The sequence below is a fragment of the Stenotrophomonas maltophilia genome (genome assembly GCF_025642255.1).
GTDB classification, from domain to species: domain Bacteria; phylum Pseudomonadota; class Gammaproteobacteria; order Xanthomonadales; family Xanthomonadaceae; genus Stenotrophomonas; species Stenotrophomonas maltophilia_P.
The window spans coordinates 915,952-935,509 of record NZ_CP106759.1 but is presented as its reverse complement, the minus strand read 5'-3'; the positions used below and the strand labels follow the sequence as shown (position 1 = coordinate 935,509).

Annotated in this window: 23 protein-coding genes; 14 read left to right on the top strand and 9 right to left on the bottom strand. The window is 67.5% G+C overall.

What is annotated here, in order from left to right; genetic code table 11:
* Positions 1 to 51 precede the first annotated feature (51 nt).
* The 10 genes from hpf (at position 52) to N8888_RS04330 (ending at position 8,378) form a co-directional block, all read left to right on the top strand.
* Positions 52 to 369: a ribosome hibernation-promoting factor, HPF/YfiA family gene (hpf, locus tag N8888_RS04375; protein WP_005415556.1), complete on the top strand. Its 318-nt coding sequence runs from the start codon at positions 52 to 54 to the stop codon at positions 367 to 369.
* A gap of 21 nt (positions 370 to 390) precedes the next feature.
* Complete coding sequence (locus N8888_RS04370) at positions 391 to 843, top strand: PTS sugar transporter subunit IIA (RefSeq protein WP_053519416.1); 453 nt, start codon at positions 391 to 393, stop codon at positions 841 to 843.
* Complete coding sequence (gene hprK, locus N8888_RS04365) at positions 840 to 1,790, top strand: HPr(Ser) kinase/phosphatase (RefSeq protein WP_053519415.1); 951 nt, start codon at positions 840 to 842, stop codon at positions 1,788 to 1,790. The genes N8888_RS04370 and hprK overlap by 4 nt, the downstream gene beginning before the upstream one ends.
* A gap of 27 nt (positions 1,791 to 1,817) precedes the next feature.
* Positions 1,818 to 2,702 carry an RNase adapter RapZ gene (rapZ, locus tag N8888_RS04360; protein ID WP_053519414.1) on the top strand — a complete coding sequence of 295 codons (885 nt, stop codon included), beginning with the start codon at positions 1,818 to 1,820 and terminating at the stop codon, positions 2,700 to 2,702.
* 136 nt (positions 2,703 to 2,838) lie between these two features.
* Positions 2,839 to 3,231, top strand: a complete 393-nt coding sequence (locus tag N8888_RS04355; RefSeq protein WP_263177743.1) for a PTS sugar transporter subunit IIA — start codon at positions 2,839 to 2,841, stop codon at positions 3,229 to 3,231.
* Positions 3,224 to 3,493 carry an HPr family phosphocarrier protein gene (locus N8888_RS04350; protein ID WP_053519412.1) on the top strand — a complete coding sequence of 90 codons (270 nt, stop codon included), beginning with the start codon at positions 3,224 to 3,226 and terminating at the stop codon, positions 3,491 to 3,493. The genes N8888_RS04355 and N8888_RS04350 overlap by 8 nt, the downstream gene beginning before the upstream one ends.
* A 2-nt stretch (positions 3,494 to 3,495) precedes the next feature.
* Positions 3,496 to 5,265 carry a phosphoenolpyruvate--protein phosphotransferase gene (gene ptsP, locus N8888_RS04345; protein WP_065174530.1) on the top strand — a complete coding sequence of 590 codons (1,770 nt, stop codon included), beginning with the start codon at positions 3,496 to 3,498 and terminating at the stop codon, positions 5,263 to 5,265.
* 538 nt (positions 5,266 to 5,803) lie between these two features.
* Positions 5,804 to 7,165 carry a magnesium transporter gene (mgtE, locus tag N8888_RS04340; protein WP_053519410.1) on the top strand — a complete coding sequence of 454 codons (1,362 nt, stop codon included), beginning with the start codon at positions 5,804 to 5,806 and terminating at the stop codon, positions 7,163 to 7,165.
* 57 nt (positions 7,166 to 7,222) lie between these two features.
* Positions 7,223 to 7,489 carry a hypothetical protein gene (locus tag N8888_RS04335; protein ID WP_053519409.1) on the top strand — a complete coding sequence of 89 codons (267 nt, stop codon included), beginning with the start codon at positions 7,223 to 7,225 and terminating at the stop codon, positions 7,487 to 7,489.
* A 70-nt stretch (positions 7,490 to 7,559) separates the two neighbouring features.
* Complete coding sequence (locus N8888_RS04330; RefSeq protein WP_263177742.1) at positions 7,560 to 8,378, top strand: carboxylesterase family protein; 819 nt, start codon at positions 7,560 to 7,562, stop codon at positions 8,376 to 8,378.
* A gap of 69 nt (positions 8,379 to 8,447) precedes the next feature.
* On the opposite strand, the gene N8888_RS04325 is transcribed toward N8888_RS04330, so the two are convergent.
* The 4 genes from N8888_RS04325 to N8888_RS04310 all read right to left on the bottom strand — a co-directional run bounded on the left by N8888_RS04325 (position 8,448) and on the right by N8888_RS04310 (position 11,068).
* Complete coding sequence (locus N8888_RS04325) at positions 8,448 to 8,939, bottom strand: REP-associated tyrosine transposase (protein ID WP_263177740.1); 492 nt, start codon at positions 8,937 to 8,939, stop codon at positions 8,448 to 8,450.
* A gap of 135 nt (positions 8,940 to 9,074) precedes the next feature.
* Positions 9,075 to 10,025, bottom strand: coding sequence for an aspartate carbamoyltransferase catalytic subunit (locus N8888_RS04320; RefSeq protein WP_263177739.1), 951 nt, complete (start codon positions 10,023 to 10,025; stop codon positions 9,075 to 9,077).
* Between the two features lie 16 nt (positions 10,026 to 10,041).
* The gene (gene ruvX / locus N8888_RS04315) at positions 10,042 to 10,509 is read right to left on the bottom strand and encodes a Holliday junction resolvase RuvX (protein ID WP_053519401.1); all 468 of its coding nucleotides are present in this window, start codon (positions 10,507 to 10,509) and stop codon (positions 10,042 to 10,044) included.
* Positions 10,502 to 11,068 (bottom strand): YqgE/AlgH family protein, encoded by a 567-nt coding sequence (locus N8888_RS04310; protein ID WP_053519399.1) that lies wholly within the window; start codon positions 11,066 to 11,068, stop codon positions 10,502 to 10,504. The genes ruvX and N8888_RS04310 overlap by 8 nt, the downstream gene beginning before the upstream one ends.
* An 89-nt stretch (positions 11,069 to 11,157) precedes the next feature.
* Here N8888_RS04310 and N8888_RS04305 point away from each other — a divergent pair, with 89 nt between their 5' ends.
* On the top strand, positions 11,158 to 11,703 hold the full coding sequence (locus tag N8888_RS04305) for a DNA-3-methyladenine glycosylase I (protein WP_053519397.1): 546 nt from the start codon (positions 11,158 to 11,160) through the stop codon (positions 11,701 to 11,703).
* 85 nt (positions 11,704 to 11,788) lie between these two features.
* On the opposite strand, the gene N8888_RS04300 is transcribed toward N8888_RS04305, so the two are convergent.
* On the bottom strand, positions 11,789 to 12,496 hold the full coding sequence (locus N8888_RS04300) for a YitT family protein (protein WP_263177737.1): 708 nt from the start codon (positions 12,494 to 12,496) through the stop codon (positions 11,789 to 11,791).
* A 157-nt stretch (positions 12,497 to 12,653) separates the two neighbouring features.
* On the opposite strand from N8888_RS04300, the gene N8888_RS04295 reads away from it, so the two are divergent.
* A complete protein-coding gene (locus N8888_RS04295; protein ID WP_053519263.1) occupies positions 12,654 to 13,556 on the top strand; it encodes a LysR family transcriptional regulator in 903 nt (300 codons plus the stop codon).
* Positions 13,557 to 13,586: 30 nt separating this feature from the next.
* On the opposite strand, the gene N8888_RS04290 is transcribed toward N8888_RS04295, so the two are convergent.
* The 3 genes from N8888_RS04290 to N8888_RS04280 all read right to left on the bottom strand — a co-directional run bounded on the left by N8888_RS04290 (position 13,587) and on the right by N8888_RS04280 (position 17,007).
* Positions 13,587 to 14,570 carry an aldo/keto reductase gene (locus N8888_RS04290; RefSeq protein ID WP_263177736.1) on the bottom strand — a complete coding sequence of 328 codons (984 nt, stop codon included), beginning with the start codon at positions 14,568 to 14,570 and terminating at the stop codon, positions 13,587 to 13,589.
* A 157-nt stretch (positions 14,571 to 14,727) separates the two neighbouring features.
* The gene (locus tag N8888_RS04285; protein WP_053519270.1) at positions 14,728 to 15,822 is read right to left on the bottom strand and encodes a PilT/PilU family type 4a pilus ATPase; all 1,095 of its coding nucleotides are present in this window, start codon (positions 15,820 to 15,822) and stop codon (positions 14,728 to 14,730) included.
* Positions 15,823 to 15,969: 147 nt separating this feature from the next.
* Complete coding sequence (locus N8888_RS04280; protein WP_053519259.1) at positions 15,970 to 17,007, bottom strand: type IV pilus twitching motility protein PilT; 1,038 nt, start codon at positions 17,005 to 17,007, stop codon at positions 15,970 to 15,972.
* An 87-nt stretch (positions 17,008 to 17,094) separates the two neighbouring features.
* Between N8888_RS04280 and N8888_RS04275 the strand changes: the two genes are divergently transcribed.
* Positions 17,095 to 17,772, top strand: coding sequence for a YggS family pyridoxal phosphate-dependent enzyme (locus tag N8888_RS04275; RefSeq protein WP_128989763.1), 678 nt, complete (start codon positions 17,095 to 17,097; stop codon positions 17,770 to 17,772).
* Between the two features lie 18 nt (positions 17,773 to 17,790).
* Positions 17,791 to 18,612, top strand: a complete 822-nt coding sequence (gene proC, locus N8888_RS04270; RefSeq protein WP_053519255.1) for a pyrroline-5-carboxylate reductase — start codon at positions 17,791 to 17,793, stop codon at positions 18,610 to 18,612.
* Positions 18,613 to 18,672: 60 nt separating this feature from the next.
* Here the strand turns inward: proC and N8888_RS04265 are convergent, their stop codons facing one another.
* Complete coding sequence (locus tag N8888_RS04265; RefSeq protein ID WP_111187135.1) at positions 18,673 to 19,548, bottom strand: LysR family transcriptional regulator; 876 nt, start codon at positions 19,546 to 19,548, stop codon at positions 18,673 to 18,675.
* Between the last annotated feature and the right edge of the window lie 10 nt (positions 19,549 to 19,558).

Here is a 19,558-nt window from a genome sequence, read left to right as displayed (position 1 = left end):
CCGCGCCCGGCGGAGAGGTTCATTGGCACATCCGAACACAGGAGAAACCCGATGCGCATCGAAACGTTTGGCAAAGACGTCGAAGTCACCCCGGCCCTGCAGTCCTATGTAGAGGAGAAGCTGGCCCGGATCGGAAAGCACTTCGACCAGCACTGCGAAGCGCGGGTGACCCTCAAGCTGCAGAAGACCGAACACCATGTCGACGCCAGCCTCAACATTCCCGGCCAGACCCTGCACGCCGAGGCCGGCGGCCAGACCATGTATGCCGCGATCGACCTGCTGGCGGACAAGCTTGACCGCCTGGTGATCAAGCACAAGGAGAAAAAACAGCAGCACGCACCGCTGCCGGTGGGTGACAATGGCGGCTGATCGCCACCGTTCCCCGCAGACATGCCCCTGACTGACCTCCTGGCGGCCGTGCAGACCCAGCTCTGCACGGCCACCGACCGCGACAGCGTCCTCAAGGCCGCGGCCGGGTTGCTGGCCTGCCGCCAGGCCAATGCCGAACAGATCTATCTGAACCTGTGCCAGCGTGAGGCGCTGGGCAGCACCGCGATCGGTTGCGGCATCGCCATTCCGCATGGCCGCGCGCCGACCCTGGACCGCCCACGCGGCGCCCTGCTGCGACTGGAGACCCCCGTCGACTTCGGGGGCGACGAGCCGGTCGACCTGGTGTTCGCGATGGCCGTTCCGGCCCACTACACCCATCAGCACCTGATGCTGCTGTCCGAACTGGCCGAACTGTTCTCCGCCCCCGCCATCCGCGAGGCGCTGCGCGCCGCCGGCGACGCGCGGGCACTGCGTCAGGCCCTGGATCTCACGCCCCCGGCGAGTGCCGCATGAATACCAGCATCACCGCACGCGAACTGTTCGAACAGCAGCGCGAACGCCTGGGCCTGCGCTGGGTGGCGGGAAAATCCGGCGAGAAGCGCGAGCTCGAGGCCGGCAACACCGTCTCCCGCCGGCCCTCGCTGGCGGGCTACCTCAATGCGATCTACCCCAACAAGGTGCAGATCCTGGGCACCGAGGAACTGTCCTGGCTGGACGCGCTGGAACCGCGCCAGCGCTGGGAGACGATCGAAAAGCTCATGCAGTCGCACCCGCTGGCGCTGGTGATTACCCGCAACCAGCCCTGTCCGGAAGACCTGCGCGCGGCCGCCGACGAGTCGGGCACGCCGCTGTGGGTATCTCCCAAGCGCGGCCACGAACTGCTCAATCATCTTTCCTACCACCTGGCACGCACGCTGGCGCCGCGCGTGATCCTGCACGGCGTGTTCATGGAGATCTACTCCATCGGCGTGCTGATCACCGGCGAAGCCGGGTCGGGCAAGAGCGAGCTGGCGCTGGAACTGCTCAGCCGTGGCCACCGCCTGGTGGCAGATGATGCACCTGAATTCACCCAGATCGCGCCGGACGTGCTCGACGGCACCTGCCCGGAACTGCTGCAGGACCTGCTGGAAGTACGCGGCCTGGGCGTGCTGAACGTGCGCGAGATGTTCGGCGACACGGCTGTAAAGAAGAACAAGTACCTTCGGCTGATCGTCCACCTAACCAAGCCGATGACCGAGCCCACTCCGCATGGCTACGAACGCCTGACCGGCGATTCCGGTACCCGCCATGTGCTGGACCTGGACGTGCCGCTGATCACGCTGCCGGTGATGCCCGGCCGCAACCTGGCCGTGCTGACCGAGGCGGCCACCCGCCTGCATATCCTGCGGACCAAGGGCATCGACCCGGCCGCGATGTTCATCGCGCGCCACAGCAACCTGCTGGAACGGCGAACACCCTGATTTCCCTGGCCTTCGAAGAGTCTGTCCATGAGCACCGCTGCCCCCACCGCCCCGACCCTGATCATCGTCAGCGGCCTGTCCGGCTCGGGTAAATCCGTCGCCCTGAAGACGTTCGAGGACCAGGACTACTACTGCTCGGACAACCTGCCGATCCAGCTGCTGCCGGACTTCGTGCGCAGCCTGCTGGCCCACCATGACGGCGCCGCGCCGCGCCGGCTGGCGGTCGGCATCGACGTGCGCGGCCAGGCCGATCTGAGCCAGCTGGCCAACTGGCGGCAACTGGCCACCGATGCTGGCGTGGAAACCAAGGTGCTGTTCTTTGAAGCCAGCGACGAGGCGGTGCTCAAGCGCTATGCCGACACCCGTCGCCGCCATCCACTCAGCCAGCTCGGTCTGTCATTGCCGGAAGCGATCGCCCGCGAGCGCGAACTGATCGCACCGCTGCGCCAGGAGGCCGACGCCATCATCGACACCAGCGCGCTCAACGTGCACCAGCTGCGCCGCCGGATCATCACCGAGTTCACGCTGGACCATGCAACCCGCCTGTCGCTGCTGTTCGAATCGTTCGCCTACAAGCGTGGCGTGCCGGCCGAAGCGGATTTCGTCTTCGATGCGCGGGTGCTGCCCAATCCGCACTGGGATCCCGAGCTGCGTGCGCTCAGTGGCCGCGAGCCGGGCGTGCGCGACTACCTGGAAGCCCAGCCGGACGTGCAGTGCTACCTCGCACAGCTGATGGGGTTTCTCGACACCTGGCTGCCGAAGCTGGGCGACGGCACCCGCAGCTACGTGACCGTGGCCTTCGGCTGCACCGGCGGCAAGCACCGCTCGGTCTATCTGGCCGAACGGATGGCCCGGCATGCCCGCGAAATGGGCTGGGAAGACGTGGCCACCTATCACCGCGAGCAGGATTGAGAGGCCCGGCCGGGGTGCGCCCGACCGCCCCGCGGAGAGGCGGCATGGGCCGGCAGGCGGGGGACGCTGAATACGGGACACAGTGCCCCTCATCTGCGGCTATCGCCAATTCACCTTGACCTGTTAACGTGCAGTAATGACCTGTGGCATTCTCCTCGTAACACATCCCGGGGTCGGCGCCGCCCTGCTTGGCGTGGCGACCCGGCTCCTGCGGCAGCTGCCGTTGAAGACCGAAGCTTTCGAAGTACCGTTCGACGCAGACCTGGATGCTCTGCTCCCCCTCGCCTCGGCCGCGCTGCGGCGGGTAGATGGTGGAGAAGGCGTGCTGATCCTGACCGACCTGTACGGCGCCAGCCCCGCCAACCTTGCTGGGCAGCTGGCCCGGCTGGGGACCCCGGTTCGCCGGGTGTCGGCGCTGAGCCTGCCGATGTTGCTGCGGGTGATGAATTATCCGGAACAGGCACTGGATCAACTGCCCGCCACCGCTGCGGCGGGTACCCGTAATGGAGCGATAGTCGACGATGCTTGAACGAGAACTCACCGTCAGCAACCGCCTGGGCCTGCATGCCCGGGCCACCGCCAAGCTGGTGCAGACCCTGGCACCGTTCCGGTGCAACGTGACCATGGCTGCCAAGGGCCGCGAGATCAACGCCAAGAGCATCATGGGCGTGATGCTGCTCGCTGCCGGCCAGGGCACCCCGGTCACCGTGCGCATCAGTGGCGAAGACGAAGCCGCCGCGATGGACGCGGTGGTCGACCTGTTCGAACGCCGCTTCGACGAGGACAGCTGATCGTGCCGCGTGCCCGCGCCGGCCAGCTCCCTTCCGGCCAACGGCCGGTCCAGCTGCTGGCTGGTCATGGCGCTGCGCGGGGTTCGGCGATGGGGCGTGCACGCGTGCGCCTGCCGCATGCGCTGGACGTTGCCGAACAGCGCGTGGCACCGCAGCAGATCGAAACCGAGCTGACGCGCCTGCATCACGCCGTGGATGCCGCGCGCGCGGAGATGCATGAGCTTCGGCAGCGCCTGCACGGCGCACTGAACCAGGAAGTAGGCGAATTCCTCGATCTGCACGCGCTGCTGCTGGACGACCCGGAGCTGCTGTTCGGCCTGGATGAGCTGATCCGCAGCGGCCCGTACAGCGCCGGATACGCCCTGCGCCTGCAGCGCGACCGCCTGGCCAAGGTCTTCGATGGCATGGACGATGCCTACCTGAAGAGCCGCATGGACGATCTGGATCATGTGATCGGCCGCATTCACGCCTTCCTGCAGCCGGAGCGTGCGCCGGTGATGAAGGGGCTGGCCGGCGAGATCCTGGTCTGCGACAACATCGCGCCGTCCGAGCTGGCACAGCTGCAGGCACAGGGCGTCGTAGGCATCGTCACCGCCGCCGGCAGCGCGCTGTCGCACAGCGCCATCCTCGCCCGCAGTCTGCACCTGCCACTGATCGTCAACGTTCCGCAGCTGCTCAGCCGCGTTGCCGATGGCGACGTGCTGATCGTCGATGGCGCCGACGGCAGCATCACCGTCAACCCGCAGGCCGACAACCTGCGTGACTATCGCGCACGGCTGAAGGAACACGCCCGCGAGCAGCGGGAGCTCGGGCGCCTGCGCAGCAAACCCAGCCGTACCCGCGACCAGGTCGACATCGCCCTGCTGGCCAACGCCGAATCGCTGGAGGACGTAACCCAGGCCCACGCCCTCGGCGCGCAGGGACTGGGTCTGTACCGCACGGAATTCCTGTTCCTGCAGCGCAACGAACTGCCGGACGAGGAAGAACAGTTCCGGACCTACCGCGACGCCGCGCTGGGCATGAGCGGGCGGCCGGTGACCATCCGCACCCTCGATCTGGGTGCGGACAAAGCGGATCGTACCGGCCTGACCCTGAGCAACGAAGAGAACCCGGCGCTTGGCCTGCGGGGCGTGCGCCTGTCGCTGGCACGGCCGAAAGTGGCCGACACCCAGCTGCGGGCGATTCTGCGTGCTTCGGCCTATGGCAAGCTGCGGGTGCTGGTGCCCATGATCAGCACGCGCGAAGAGCTGCTGGCCGTGCGCCGGCGCATGCTCAAGCTGTCCGAACAACTGCGCGCGGAAGGGCACATGGTGGCCGACCACGTGCCGCTGGGGGCGATGATCGAAGTACCCGCCGCTGCTCTGGCGCTGGAGAGCTTCATCGACCTGGTCGACTTCCTGTCGATCGGCACCAATGACCTGGTGCAGTACCTGCTCGCGGCCGACCGCAACAACGAGGCACTGGGCGAACTCTACTCGCCGCTGCACCCGGCGGTGCTGCGCCTGCTGCAGATGGTGATCGAGACCGGCGCACGCCATCGTGTGCCGGTGGCGGTGTGCGGCGAGATCGCGGGGGACGCACGCATGGCGCCGCTGCTGCTGGCACTGGGCCTGACCGAGTTCAGCCTGCATCCGGGCACGCTGCTGGAAGTCCGCCGCGCGATCCGCGAGGCCGACCTGGCATCCCTGCGCGCCCGCGCTCCGAAGCTGCTGGCCGCGCGCGACCGTCGCGGCATCGAGCGCTGGCTGGCACTGGTGGCCGATACGCCCTGACGGCCGCGCTGCGCGCTCGCCGGGCATGGCCCGGCGCTACCACCGTGCATTCCGCTCGCCGGGCGTGGCCCGGCGCTACCACCGCGTGCATTCCGCTCGCCGGGCATGGCCCGGCGCTACCACCGCGTGCATTCCGCTCGCCGGGCATGGCCCGGCGCTACCACCGCGTGCATTCCGCTCGCCGGGCGTGCCCGGCGCTACCATCGCATGCATCCCGCTCGCCGGGCGTGGCCCGGCGCTACCATCGCATGCATCCCGCTCGCCGGGCGTGGCCCGGCGCTACCATCGCATGCATCCCGCTCGCCGGGCGTGGCCCGGCGCTACCACCGTGCATCCCGCTCGCCGGGCATGGCCCGGCGCACCACCGCGTGTACCTTCCCGGTAGCGCCGGGCCATGCCCGGCGGAATTCATGGACCCCGCTGGCCGCAGACACCGGGGTATGCGTTGAAACATCCCCTTGCGATAATGACGCGCTGAACACCGTTGTTGCCGCATCCTTGCCAGGATCGCGGCTTTTCTTATCCCGCGGGAGCTGCGATGGCTGAAGCTGTACGCCACGACAAGACTGCGCGCCAACTGCGGATGCTGTCCGATGCACTGGACAGTGGCCGGCTGGGACCGGTGCGTCGCCTGGTCAATACTCTGGCCCCCGCCGAGATCGGCAACCTGCTCGAATCGCTGCCGCCGGGAAAGCGCGAAGTCGTGTGGGGCCTGGTCGATCCGGAAGATGACGGCGAGGTGCTGGTCCACGTCGGCGACGACGTGCGCGAGAGCCTGCTCGCGGACATGGACCCGGACGAGATCATCGCCGCGGTCGAAGACCTGGACATTGACGACCTGGCCGATCTGGTCGAGGACCTGCCGGACACGGTCATCGACGAAGTCCTCAAGTCGATGGACCGCGAGAACCGCGAGCGCCTCGAGCAGGTCCTGTCCTACCCCGAGGACAGCGCTGGCCGCCTGATGAACCCGGACGTGGTGACCGTGCGCGCCGACGTCAACGTCGACGTGGTGCTGCGCTACCTGCGCCTGCGCGGCGAACTTCCGGACCATACCGACCACCTGTTCGTGGTCAGCCGCCGCCATCAGTATCTTGGCCGTGTCTCGCTTGCAGCGCTGGTCACCCATGAAGACACCACGCCGATCAACCGGTTGATCGACGACGAACAGCCAGCGATCGATGTCGGCGAGAGCGACCAGGAGGTCGCCCGCCAGTTCTCCGACCATGACTGGATTTCCGCGCCGGTGGTGGACGACAACAACATTCTGGTCGGCCGCATCACCATCGATGACGTGGTCGACATCATCCGTGGCCAGGCCGAGCACCAGGCGCTGGGCGCCGCCGGCCTGGACGAGGACGAGGATCTGTTCAGCCCGGTGTGGCGCGCGATGCGCCGTCGCCTGATGTGGCTGTCGGTGAACCTGTGTACCGCCTTCCTCGCCTCCAGCGTGGTCGGTCACTTCGAAGGCACGATCGACAAGCTGGTGGCGCTGGCGGTGCTCATGCCCATCGTCGCCGGCCTCGGCGGCAACGCAGGCACGCAGGTGCTGGCGTTGATGGTGCGCGGCCTGGCGCTGGGCCAGGTGGGCGCATCCAATGCACGCACCCTGCTGTGGAAGGAAGTGCGGGTGGCACTGCTCAACGGCCTGTTGCTGGGTTCCGTGCTGGGCCTGATCGTGCTGGCCTGGTTCCATTCGCCGGGGTTGTCGGCGGTGATCGCCATCGCGCTGACCTTCAACCTGCTGTTCGCCGCGCTGGCCGGTGTGCTGGTGCCGCTGACCCTGAAACGTTTCGGCTTCGATCCGGCCTTGGCCAGCGGTATTTTCCTGACCGCCGTGACCGATTCGATGGGCTTCTTCACCTTCCTCGGCCTGGCCACCCTGGTGCTGCTGCACTGACCGACCTGTGCCCTGCCCCCAGTCGGGGCGCGGGGTCCATTCCCACTGGAACACCCCATGGCAACCACGATCGAAAACTACTTCCAGCCGGGTTGGCGCGACCAGCTGCATACCTGTGCCGCGTGCGAATGGAAGGGCAGTTCGCGGGCAATGGTGATGGAGCTGGACGAGGACGCCACCGAGTACGACTGCCCGGTGTGCGAGAACCCGCTGCTGGTGGTGCTGCACCCGGATCTGGCACAGGTACGGGCCGCCGCCGCCGAAGGCAACGCTGAAGCGCAGGAGCAGCTGGACATCGTCGCCAGCGCCCCCCGGCCCGAGTGACGCGCTGCACGATGCTGGCCAGGCGCGACTGGACTACCATGAAAACGATTCCAGATCAGGAAACGCGCTCATGGTTCGTCTGCTTGCACGCTGGTTGCCGCTGCTGCTGGTCCTGATGGCAGGAGGCTGCGCCAGCACCGCCGAACGGACGCACGGACGCTTCGAGGCGCGTGCGGTGAAGGTGGATGGCCGGACGGCCTATTACCAGGTGTTCATTCCCGCGGGCCTGCAGCCGCGTGGTCCGGCGCAGCAGGGTGCCGCGCCGGTCGATGTGCCCGTCATCCTGTTCCTGCACGGCTCTGGCGAGCGCGGCGGCGATGGCGTGAAGCAGACCCACGCCGGGCTCGGCCCGTACCTGCGCGACCACCGCGACTTCCCGGCGCTGGTGGTGTTCCCACAGGTTCCCGGGCACGAGGAATGGATCGGCCGCAACAACCGGGTGGCCCTGGCCGCACTCGACGCCACCCTCGCCGAGTTCGGTGCCGACCCGGCCCGGCAGTACCTGACCGGCATGTCGATGGGCGGCTACGGCAGCTGGAACATCGCACTGGATGACCCGCGCCGTTTCGCGGCGATCGTGCCGCTCTGCGGCGCGGTGCTGGCCCCCCGCGCGGTGCGGCCGACCCTGTTCGTGGAGCAGGTCGCCAACGAAGCCGATCCGTATGCCGCGATTGCACAGCGCCTGCGGCACACGCCGATCTGGATCTTCCATGGTGCGCTTGACGATGTGGTGCCACCAGACGACGACCGCCGCCTGCACGCCGCGTTCCAGGCCACCGGCGCCGCCGACGTACGCTACACCGAGTATCCGCAAGGTAACCACAACGCCTGGGATGCCACCTACGCCGACCCGGCAATGTGGGCGTGGTTGTTCGCGCAGAAGCGATGAGTTGCAGCTCCTGGTAGTTGCCACTCTGGGTTGAAGGCAGGTTCCGGTGGGTGCCAACCTTGGTTGGCACTATCTGTCCGCGCCCATGAACTCCGCCTTGGCACAGGAACCTTCGAGTTCCCACTCACACCACGCATGCGGGTACTCACCCAGCTGCGTTGCCAGCCCCGCCCTGATCGGATTCGCCATCACATACATTGCGTGCCGGAACAGCGATTCATCAGAGCGGATCGCATGATCGTGATAGCAGGACTGCCAGAAGCGCCCCACCCTGCCCAGTACCCGGTTTGCGTGCACGGCCGTACGCGACTTGAAGCGCTTCATGACAACGTCGAGCGATGCCGCGCGCAGCTGCATTAACCAGTGAACGTGATCCGGCATGACCACGTAGGCGATCGAATGGGTCAGACCTTCCAGATCCAGACGCTGGAACTCCTGCATGGCGGCAACCGCAACGGCTTCATTGGCGAACAGTGCCGCCCGGCCATGCACGTTCGTCGTGAGTATGTAGCTCTGGCCGACACGGGAATGACGGCCTAGCAGGAGGCGGGTGCTGTTCATGCAGAAGAGCATGGGCCGGCGCATGTTCCCTGAACATAGGGAAATCACCTTCGCAGGGGTGGGCTAGTGCCAACCAAGGTTGGCACCTACCACAACAGCAATGCCAACCAAGGTTGGCACCTGCCAGAGCGGGGTTCAGCCCAGCAGGGTTTCCAGCACGGCCATGCGCACGGCGACGCCGTTGGCGACCTGGCGCAGCACCCACGACTGTGGGCCATCGGCCACATCGCCGGTCACTTCCACGCCGCGGTTGATCGGGCCGGGGTGCAGCACCGCGGCGTCCTTGCCGGCGCGGGCTAGGCGTTCGCGGGTCAGGCCGTACTGGTCGTGATACTGCTCCAGCGACGGCACCAGCCCTTCTTCCATGCGCTCGCGCTGCAGGCGCAGCATCATCAGTGCGTCGACCCCTTCCAGCATCGCGTCGAAATCCTCGCCCACCACGCAGCCCTTCAGGGTTTCGTCGTCCGGCAGCAGCGACTGCGGGCCACACACGCGGATCTCGCCCACGCCCAACGTGCGCAGTGCGTGCAGGTCGGTGCGGGCCACGCGCGAGTGCTTCACGTCGCCGACGATCACCACCTTCAGCTTCGAGAAATCCGGGCCCTTGGCCTGGCGCAGGGTCAGCATGTCCAGCAGGCCCTGGGTGGGGTGCGAACTGCGCCCATCGCCGGCGTTGACGAGGGCGGTGCCCTCGCCCGCCGCTTCGGCCAGGGCGGCCACGGCACCATCATCGGGATGGCGCACCACGAAACCGCGCACGCCCATCGCTTCCAGGTTGCGCAGCGTGTCGCAGGCGGTTTCGCCCTTGCGCGTGGACGAGGTCGACGCATCGAAGTTCAGCACGTCGGCGCCCAGGCGCTGCGCGGCCAGCTGGAACGAGCTGCGCGTGCGGGTGGACGGTTCGAAGAACAGCGTGCACACCGCGGAACCGGCCAGCACGTGCCGCTTGTTGCCGACGCGGCCGACCGCCGCGTCGCGGATCTGCCCCGCGCGGTCGAGCAGCTGCAGCAGGGTGTCGCGGGGCAGGCCCTCAAGAGTCAGCAGGTGGCGCAGGCGGCCGGAGGCATCGAGTTGCTGGGCGGTCATGGCGGGAATCGTGCAGTCAGGGAATGGGAGTGGCGTCGTCCGGCGAGGACAGCCAGCGGTCGATGATCACCGCCGCAGCCACCGCATCAAGCGCGGCCGCATCACGGCGGCGCTTGCGCCCTTCGGCGCGCTCGACGGCGAAGCGGCGGGCGGCTTCCACCGAGCTTGAGCGCTCGTCGATCATCACCACCGGCAGCTTGAATCGTTCCCGCAGCTGGCGGGCAAAGCCCTGCGCGCGCTTGCGGTTGGGTTGGTCCTGGCCGTCGAGCGTCAGCGGATCGCCGACCACCAGGCCATCGGGCTTCCATTCCTTGATGAGGCGTTCGATCGCCGCCCAGTCCGGGCCGTTGCCGTGCACGTCGACCACGGCCACGGCACGCGCGTGCGCGGCGAAGGCACTGCCGATGGCCACGCCGATCCGTCGCGCGCCGACATCGAAGCCGAGCACGGTGCCATCGCGACGGAGGGCGGCCGGCTCAGACATGGCCGCTGTAATCGGTGAGCCGGAACAGATCCACGCCGATGCGCGAGGCCGCGCCCTGCCAGCGCTGCTCCAGCGGCAGCTGGAACACCAGTTCGGCGTCGGCCGGCACGGTCAGCCAGCTGTTCTCGGAAAGCTCGCTTTCCAGCTGCCCGGCGCCCCATCCGGCGCAGCCAAGGGTCACCACGGCATTGGCCGGGCCTTCGCCGCGGGCCATTGCTTCGAGAATGTCGCGCGACGTGGTCAGGTACAGGCCTTCGCCCACCGTCAGGCTGGAATCCCAGGGCCGCGCATCGTCGTGGATGACGAACCCGCGCTCGGGATGTACCGGCCCGCCGTTAAGCACCATGCGCGCCTGCAGGTCGCCATCGCTGGTGGCGATGTCCATCTGCGACAGCACCTCGCCCAGCGTGTACTCGGACGGCTGGTTGACCAGCACGCCCATCGCCCCGTTCTCGTCGTGCTGGCAGATCAGCGCGACGCTGCGGGCAAAGGTCGCGTCGAGCAGCGACGGCAGCGCGACGAGCAGGTGATCGGCAAGGGAAGTGGGAGTTGCGGGCATGCCGCCATTCTAGCCGCTGGCCGCCCCCGATGCCTGCACCTGCCGGTCACGGCGCGCATAATGACCACCCCGTACCGCAGGAGTTCGCCTTGTCCGGATATTGCCTGATCGCCCCCGGCCACCCGGTGCACGACTACTACCACGCGCACGAGTACGGCTTCCCGCAGCGCGACGAACGCGAGCTGTTCGAGCGGCTGGTGCTGGAGATCAACCAGGCCGGCCTGAGCTGGGAGACCATCCTGAAGAAGCGGGAAGGATTCCGCGCAGCCTACGATGCCTTCGACGTGGACCGGGTCGCGGCCTATGCCGAGCAGGACATCGAGCGCCTGCTCTCGGACCCGGGCATCATCCGCAACCGCCTGAAGGTGCTTGCCGCGATCCACAACGCACAGGTGATCCAGCAGCTGCGTGCGGACCACGGCAGCTTCGCCGCCTGGCTGGACGCGCATCACCCACGCAGCAAGGCTGACTGGGTGAAGCTGTTCAAGAAGACCTTCCGCTTCACCGGCGGCGAGATCACCGGCGAATTCCTGATGAGCCTGGGCTACCTGCCGGGTGCGCACGCCGCAGACTGCCCGGTGCATGCGCGGCTGCTGAAGCTGTCACCGCCCTGGCTGCAGGCCGTCGCCCGCTGAACCGGACCCGCCGGGCGTGGCCCGGCGCTACCACGTACCGGTTCCGGTAGCGCCGGGCCATGCCCGGCGAACGCGGAATGCGCGCTTACACGCCCATGTAACGGCCGGGCCGGTGGTTGAACATCAGCACCAGGCTGAGCACCACCGCGCCGATCGCCGAATACATCACCTTGGACGGCGAAAGCACGAAGAACGCGGCGATCATCAGGCAGGCATCGTAGGACATCTGCACCTTGCCGGCGCTCCAGCCACGGGTCCGCTGCAGGTAGACCGCCAGGATGCCGATGCCGCCCAGGCTGGCGCGGTGGCGGATGAAGAACAGGATGCCCAGCCCCGACAGCGCGCCGCCGACGATCGCCGAATACAGCGGATGGATATGCGAGAAATCGATCCAGTGCGGCAGCAGATCGGTCAGTACGCCGCAGGCGGTAACCGCGGCAAAGGTCTTCAGAGTGAACTCCCAGCCCATGCGCCGCAGCGCCACCCAGTAGAAGGGCAGATTGACCAGCACGAACACCAGCCCGAAGTTCCAGCCCATGGAGTAGTGCAGCAGGAAGGCCATGCCGGCCATGCCGCCGATCATCAGCCCGCCCTTGGCAAAGATGGCCAGGCCCAGCGAGGCCACCATCGTCGCCAGCACCATGCCCTGCACGTCCTCGGCCACCGAGTGGCGCAGCGCTTTCTCGTCGGCGGTGGTACCGGCGCTGTCCGGCGGCGGAGTCAACGGACCGGCGGTGACCAGGTGGCCGTCAGCGTCGTCGCACGGCGCGGGGCCATGGGAAGGATGGGACATGCGGGTGGGGGGACAGCGGGGGAGGCGGTATTAGACACGATCCGCATGACAGTTGCAGATGAAATCGTTCAGCTGGATGCGCCGCCCTGCCTGAGGGCTCCCCGGAAAGCATCAGCCTGCGCGGCAGCGGGCAGCAGCGGCGCCGTATCATTCCCGCATGCCGCGCGAAAACCTCAACGACCTGCAGGCCTTTGTCCACGTCGCCCGCGAGGGCAGCTTCACCCGCGCGGCCGCCCAGCTGGGTGTCTCCCAGTCCGCGCTCAGCCACGCCATGCGCGGCCTCGAAGAGCGGCTCGGGGTGCGCCTGCTGACCCGGACCACCCGCAGCGTCTCCACCACGGAGGCTGGCGCCCGCCTGCTCGCCACGCTGGCACCACGCCTGGCCGAGATCGAGCACGAACTGGCCGCGTTGGCCGAGTACCGCGACCGCCCCGCCGGGACCATCCGCATCAACGCCACCGGCCACGCCGCTGAGTATCTGGCGTGGCCACGGCTGGCCCCCCTGCTGCAGCGCTTCCCCGACCTGAAGATCGAATTGACCACCGACTATGGCCTGGCCGACATCGTCGCCGAGCGCTATGACATCGGCATCCGACTCGGCGAGCGCCTGGCACGCGACATGATCGCCGTGCCCATCAGCCCGCCGCTGCGGATGCGTGTGGTCGGTGCCCCGGGTTATTTCCGTCAGCACGCCGCCCCCGCGCATCCGCACGACCTGGCCAGCCACAACTGCATCACCCTGCGCCTGCCCACCCATGGCGGACTGATGCCATGGGACTTCGGCCAGGATGGCCACGAACTGAGCGTACGCGTGAGCGGGCAGTGGACCTTCAACACGATGGGCATGACCCGCAGCGCAGCACTGGCCGGCAGCGGGCTGGCCTGGCTGCCGGAAGACCAGGTCCTGCCGATGCTGGACGATGGCCGCCTGCAATCGGTGCTGGACGACTGGTGCCCGCCGTTCGATGGCTACTACGCGTACTACCCCTCGCGCCACCACGTGACCCTGGCGATGCGCACGGTGCTCGATGCCCTGCGCGGGCCGATGATGGACCGATGAGTGCGGGCCCAAGGCCCGCACCCACCACGATCAGCCCTTGACCTGCGCCGCACGCTGGGCGTTGTAGCGCTCGCCGACGATCGACACTTCATCCAGCGCCTGCGCGATGCGCTGCCGTTCTTCGCTCGACAGCTGCAGGTCCACCGCTCCCAGGTTCTCTTCCAGGCGATGCACCTTGGTGGTACCCGGAATCGGCACGATCCAGTCCGCCTGCGCCAGCAGCCAGGCCAATGCCACCTGTGCCGGGGTGGCACCGCGGGCGGCGGCAATGGCGCCGATCCGGTCCACCAGCGCCTGGTTCGCCCGGCGCGCTTCGACTGCAAACCGCGGCACGGTGTTGCGGAAATCGTCGGCCTCGAACGTGGTCTCTGCATTGATCGTACCGGTCAGGAAGCCCCGGCCCAGCGGACTGAACGGTACGAAGCCGATGCCCAGCTCCTGCAGGGTCGGCAGCAGTTCGCGCTCCGGCTCGCGCCACCACAGCGAGTACTCGCTCTGCACCGCAGCCACCGGCTGCACGGCATGTGCGCGGCGCACGGTGGCGGCACTCGCTTCGGAGAGCCCGAAGTGGCCGACCTTGCCTTCGGCAATCAGGTCGCGCACGGTACCGGCGACGTCCTCGATCGGCACGTTGGGATCGACACGGTGCTGGTAGAACAGATCGATGTGGTCGGTACGCAGGCGCTTGAGGCTGGCTTCGGCCACGGCACGGATGTTCTCCGGGCGGCTGTCCAGCCCGGTATCGGCCTGGGCATTCCTGAAACCGAACTTGGTGGCGATCACCAGCCGGTCCCGATGCGGCGCCAGCGCCCTGCCCAGCAGGGCCTCGTTGGTGTACGGGCCATACACCTCGGCCGTGTCGAAGAAGGTGACCCCGCGCTCCACGGCTGCGTGCAGCAGCGCGACGCCCTGCTCCAGTTCCACGGGCTTGCCGTAGCTGTGGCTCAGGCCCATGCAGCCCAGGCCGAGGGCGGAAACCTTCAGGCCGCTGCGGCCGAGTTCACGTGTCTGCATTGTCATGCTCCAGAGGGGGAGCGCTGACGATACGCCTGCGGCCCCATCGGATTGAACCGGCTGCGCCGCAGTCGGTCATGACTGGATTTCATGAATCCGGCCGTCCCGGTGATCTTCCGCGGCGCCGGGCGACGCCCGGCTGCCGTCCTCTGCTGCTTCAGCGGATCTCGGAGATTTCCACGCCGTCCAGGCCCTGCGACAGGGTGCGCGCGTCACCGCCCTGGCTCAGCTTGATGCGCAGCCGCACTTCGTTCTGCGAATCGGCGTACCGCAGTGCATCCTCGTAGCTGATCTCACCGGCCTGGTACAGCTCGAACAGGCTCTGGTCGAAGGTCTTCATGCCCAGCTGGACCGATTCCTTCATCACTTCCTTCAGCTTGTGGATCTCGCCGTCGCGGATGTAGTCCTGCACCAGCGGCGTGCCCAGCAGGATCTCCATCGCAACCTTGCGCGAGCGGCCATCGGGGGACGGCACCAGCTGCTGGGCGACTACGCCCTTGAGGTTCAGCGAGAGGTCCATCAGCAGCTGGTTGCGACGGTCTTCCGGGAAGAAGTTGATGATGCGGTCCATCGCCTGGTTGGCGTTGTTGGCATGCAGAGTCGCCAGCACCAGGTGGCCGGTCTCGGCGAAGGCGATGGCGTGGTCCATGCCTTCGCGGGTACGCACCTCACCAATCATGATCACGTCCGGCGCCTGGCGCAGCGTGTTCTTCAGCGCGGCCTCCCAGCTGTCGGTATCGATGCCCACTTCGCGCTGGGTGATGATGCAGCCCTCGTGCTTGTGCACGAACTCGATCGGATCCTCGATGGTGATGATGTGGCCGGTGGAATTCTGGTTGCGATAACCGATCATCGCTGCCAGCGACGTCGACTTGCCGGTGCCGGTCGCACCGACGAACAGGATGATGCCGCGCTTGGTCATCGCCAGCGTCTTGATGATCGGCGGCAGGCTCAGTTCTTCCACGGTCGGGATGCGCGTCTCGATGCGACGCAGCACCATGCCCACCTGGTTGCGCTGATAGAAGCAGCTCACGCGGAAACGGCCGACACCGGACAGGCCGATGGCGAAGTTGCATTCGTGGGTCTTCTCGAACTCTTCGCGCTGTGCCGGCGTCATCACGTTCAGCACCAGGTCGCGGCTCTGCTGCGGCGTCAGGGGTGTCTGCGTGATCGGCGCGATCTTGCCATTGACCTTCATCGCCGGCGGCATGCCCGCGGTGATGAACAGGTCCGAGGCGCGCTGGTGCGCCATCAGCTTGAGGAAGGAGGTGAAATCGATGGTGGTGGCGGTGGTGTTCACGGCAGGCTCCCAGGAGGCATGTGCCAGGCTTCAGTCGATGGTCGGAACATCGCGGAGTCGCCGGCGCGGTCGCGCGCCGGGGCCCGCTTCTGCCTTGCCTTACTCGAACAGTCGCTTGTCCTTGGCGTACTCGCGCGCCTGGTTGCGGGTGATCAGGCTGCGCTTGACCAGGTCCTGCAGGTGCTGGTCGAGCGTCATCATGCCCTGCTGCTGACCGGTCTGGATCGCCGAGTACATCTGCGCCACCTTGTCTTCGCGGATCAGATTGCGGATGGCCGGCGTGCCCACCATGATCTCCCACGCTGCGGTACGGCCGCCGCCCACCTTCTTCAACAGTGCCTGCGAGATCACCGCGCGCAGCGACTCGGACAGCATCGAGCGCACCATCGGCTTCTCGCCGGCCGGGAACACGTCGATGATGCGGTCGATGGTCTTGGCCGCCGAACTGGTGTGCAGGGTGCCGAACACCAGGTGGCCGGTCTCCGCGGCGGTCAGTGCCAGGCGGATGGTTTCCAGGTCGCGCAGTTCGCCGACCAGGATGATGTCCGGGTCTTCTCGCAGTGCCGAGCGCAGTGCCTCGTTGAAGCCATGCGTATCACGGTGTACTTCGCGCTGGTTGATCAGGCACTTCTGCGAGGTGTGCACGAACTCGATCGGATCCTCGACAGTGAGGATGTGGCCGTATTCGCTCTTGTTGATGTAGTCGATCATCGCGGCCAGCGTGGTCGACTTGCCCGAACCGGTCGGGCCGGTCACCAGGATCAGGCCCTGCGGCTGCTGGATCAGTTCGCGGAAGATCGGCGGGCAGGCCAGATCCTCCAGCGTCAGAACCTCCGACGGAATGGTACGGAACACCGCGCCCGCACCCCGGTTCTGGTTGAACGCATTCACGCGGAAACGTGCCAGCGACGGGATCTCGAACGAGAAGTCCACTTCGAGGAATTCCTCGTAGTCGCGGCGCTGCTTGTCGGACATGATGTCGTACACCAGCGCATGGACCTGCTTGTGGTCCAGTGCCGGGATGTTGATGCGGCGAACGTCGCCGTCCACGCGGATCATCGGCGGCAGGCCTGCGGACAGGTGCAGGTCGGACGCTTTGTTCTTTACGGAAAACGCCAACAGCTCGGCGATATCCATGAGCGGCTACTCCCCAATAACGGCTTCGACTGGAAGGATCTTTCCCCGGGCGGCAGTATAGCCTCCTGATCGATTGGAACGCGTTACGTGGCCACTGCCCTGCCCCAGATCCTGAGCACCCTGCACGCTGCGGCGGAGGCCGCCGGACGTGCGCCGCCGCGCCTGCTGGCGGTCTCCAAGACCCAACCGGCCGAGGCCGTGGCCGCCCTTGCTGCACAGGGCCAGCGCGCCTTCGGCGAAAACTACGTGCAGGAGGCGCTGGCCAAGATGCAGGCGCTGCAGCACCTCGACCTGGAATGGCACCTGATCGGCCATCTGCAGTCCAACAAGGCCGAAGCGGTGGCCACGCATTTCGACTGGGTGCAGAGCGTGGACCGTCCCAAGCTGGTGACTGCGCTGGCCCGCCATCGACCGGCGGCGCGCGGAGCGCTGAACGTGCTGATCCAGGTCAACATCGATGATGAATCGAGCAAGCACGGCTGCGCGCCAGAGGACGTCCAGGCCCTGGCCGAGGCCATCGCCGCCGAGCCTGGCCTGCGGTTGCGGGGTCTGATGGCGATCCCGGCGCCGTGGCCGGAGGCGGAACGCCGCCGCGACGCATTCGTGCGCATGCGCACACTTTTCCAGACACTGGCCGACCGCTTCCCCCAGGTCGATACCCTTTCGATGGGCATGAGCAGCGACTACACCGAGGCCATCGCCGAAGGCGCCACCCTGGTGCGCATCGGCACCGCCCTGTTCGGCGCCCGTCCGCGGCCGGCCTGACATTCCGAGGAGACTTCCATGGCAGCAGATTCCATCACCTTCATCGGCGGCGGCAACATGGCACGCAGCCTGATCGCCGGCCTGATCCGCCAGGGCGTGCCTGCCACGCGCATCCACGTGGCCGAGCCGGTCGCCGCCGTGCGCGATGCGCTTGCCAGCGACTTCGGCGTGCATACCCACGACAGCGCCAGCGCGGCCGCCGCGCAGGGCCAGACCTGGCTGCTGGCGGTCAAGCCACAGGTACTGCGCGACGTCTGCCAGTCGCTGCAGCCGCTGGCGCAGGACAACCGACCGCTGGTGGTCTCGATCGCCGCCGGCATCACCAGCACGCAGCTGCAGCGCTGGCTGGGCGGCACGTTGCCGGTGGTGCGCGCGATGCCCAACACGCCCGCGCTGCTCGGTGCCGGCGTCACCGGCCTGTACGCAACACCGGCAGTGGATGCACCGCAGCGGGCCCAGGCCGAGCACCTGCTGGCCAGTGCTGGACGCACGGTATGGATCGACAGCGAGCCGTTGATGGATTCGGTCACCGCTGTCTCCGGCAGCGGTCCGGCCTATGTGTTCCTGCTCGCCGAAGCGATGGAAGCGGCAGGCATCGCCCAGGGTCTGCCCGCCGACGCCGCACGCACGCTGGTGGTGCAGACGCTGCTGGGCGCCTCACGCATGCTCGATGAAGCGGGCGAAAGTCCCGCCGAGCTGCGCCGCCGCGTGACCTCGCCCAACGGCACCACCCAGGCTGCGATCGAAAGCTTCCAGGCCGGCGGCTTCGAGGCACTGGTGGATGCCGCGCTGCGCGCCGCACAGGTGCGCGGCCAGGAACTGTCAGCGGCAAACGACTGATTCCTTGGGGTCAGATCCCTCTGCCGGGGCAAAGGGATCTGACCCCATCTCCCCCGATGCTCATTGCCCCAACGTGGTCATGACGAAGTCGACGAAGCACTGCAGGCGCGGGCGCGGGCGACGGTCCGGCAGATAGATCAGGTGCATCGGCCGCGGCGCCGGCAGATGGTCGCGCAGCAGCGGTTTCAGCCGGCCCGCAGCGATCTCAGTGGCCAGCAGCGCCGTCGGTTGCAGAATCAATCCGGCACCCGCCACGGCAGCCTCGCGCAGCGCGAAGCCGTCATTGCTGGTGAGCCGTGCCTCCCAGTCCACATGCTCGCCACTGGCCAGCTGCCAACCGTGCCCGCCACGCCACGCCAGGTGGCTCAGGCAATCGTGCCCCTGCAGATCCGCGGGCGTCCGCGGCGTGCCTCGACGGCGAAGGTACGACGGCGCTGCGCACAGGCTCATCGCATAGGGAGGCAGCGGACGCGCCACGATGTCCGCCGAGGGCAGCGGACCGACCCGGATCGCCGCGTCGAAGCCGTCTTCGATCAGGTCCACCCGCCGATTGCTCAGATCCAGTTCGATGTTCAGCAGCGGCTGTGCACGCAGCAGTTCGGCCAACCGGGGCGCCAGCACGCAGCTGCCCCAGGTGGTGGGAGCACTGACCCGCAACACACCGCGCGGCTGCAACTGCAGGCCGGCCACGTCCGCCTCGGCCTGCTGCACCTGTTCCAGCACCTGCCGGCAACCGGCCAGATAGGCGCTACCCGCTTCGGTCAGGCGCTGCCGCCGCGTGTTCCGCTGCAACAGCGCGGTGCCGAGGTGGCTTTCCAGCTGCTGGATGTACTTGCCCACCATCACCGCAGACACCTGCAGGTGCTCGGCGGCAGCGGCGAAACTCCCGCGCTCGGCCACGGCGACGAAGGCCTGCATGCAGCGCAGCATGTCCATTGCTAAGTCC

Excerpts from the sequence above, each read along its gene's own strand:
- N8888_RS04355 (WP_263177743.1), top strand. The coding sequence starts at position 2,839 with ATGACCTGTGGCATTCTCCTCGTAACACATCCCGGGGTCGGCGCCGCC.
- N8888_RS04310 (WP_053519399.1), bottom strand. The coding sequence starts at position 11,068 with ATGCCCGCAACTCCCACTTCCCTTGCCGATCACCTGCTCGTCGCGCTG.
- N8888_RS04335 (WP_053519409.1), top strand. The coding sequence starts at position 7,223 with ATGGCAACCACGATCGAAAACTACTTCCAGCCGGGTTGGCGCGACCAG.
- N8888_RS04320 (WP_263177739.1), bottom strand. The coding sequence starts at position 10,025 with ATGACCGCCCAGCAACTCGATGCCTCCGGCCGCCTGCGCCACCTGCTG.
- N8888_RS04295 (WP_053519263.1), top strand. The coding sequence starts at position 12,654 with ATGCCGCGCGAAAACCTCAACGACCTGCAGGCCTTTGTCCACGTCGCC.
- N8888_RS04300 (WP_263177737.1), bottom strand. The coding sequence starts at position 12,496 with ATGTCCCATCCTTCCCATGGCCCCGCGCCGTGCGACGACGCTGACGGC.
- proC (WP_053519255.1), top strand. The coding sequence starts at position 17,791 with ATGGCAGCAGATTCCATCACCTTCATCGGCGGCGGCAACATGGCACGC.
- hprK (WP_053519415.1), top strand. The coding sequence starts at position 840 with ATGAATACCAGCATCACCGCACGCGAACTGTTCGAACAGCAGCGCGAA.
- N8888_RS04285 (WP_053519270.1), bottom strand. The coding sequence starts at position 15,822 with ATGGCGCACCAGCGCGCCTCGGACCTGTTCATCACCGCGGGCATGCCG.
- N8888_RS04350 (WP_053519412.1), top strand. The coding sequence starts at position 3,224 with ATGCTTGAACGAGAACTCACCGTCAGCAACCGCCTGGGCCTGCATGCC.
- N8888_RS04370 (WP_053519416.1), top strand. The coding sequence starts at position 391 with ATGCCCCTGACTGACCTCCTGGCGGCCGTGCAGACCCAGCTCTGCACG.
- rapZ (WP_053519414.1), top strand. The coding sequence starts at position 1,818 with ATGAGCACCGCTGCCCCCACCGCCCCGACCCTGATCATCGTCAGCGGC.
- N8888_RS04290 (WP_263177736.1), bottom strand. The coding sequence starts at position 14,570 with ATGCAGACACGTGAACTCGGCCGCAGCGGCCTGAAGGTTTCCGCCCTC.
- hpf (WP_005415556.1), top strand. The coding sequence starts at position 52 with ATGCGCATCGAAACGTTTGGCAAAGACGTCGAAGTCACCCCGGCCCTG.
- ruvX (WP_053519401.1), bottom strand. The coding sequence starts at position 10,509 with ATGTCTGAGCCGGCCGCCCTCCGTCGCGATGGCACCGTGCTCGGCTTC.
- N8888_RS04280 (WP_053519259.1), bottom strand. The coding sequence starts at position 17,007 with ATGGATATCGCCGAGCTGTTGGCGTTTTCCGTAAAGAACAAAGCGTCC.
- mgtE (WP_053519410.1), top strand. The coding sequence starts at position 5,804 with ATGGCTGAAGCTGTACGCCACGACAAGACTGCGCGCCAACTGCGGATG.
- N8888_RS04325 (WP_263177740.1), bottom strand. The coding sequence starts at position 8,939 with ATGAACAGCACCCGCCTCCTGCTAGGCCGTCATTCCCGTGTCGGCCAG.
- N8888_RS04265 (WP_111187135.1), bottom strand. The coding sequence starts at position 19,548 with ATGGACATGCTGCGCTGCATGCAGGCCTTCGTCGCCGTGGCCGAGCGC.
- N8888_RS04330 (WP_263177742.1), top strand. The coding sequence starts at position 7,560 with ATGGTTCGTCTGCTTGCACGCTGGTTGCCGCTGCTGCTGGTCCTGATG.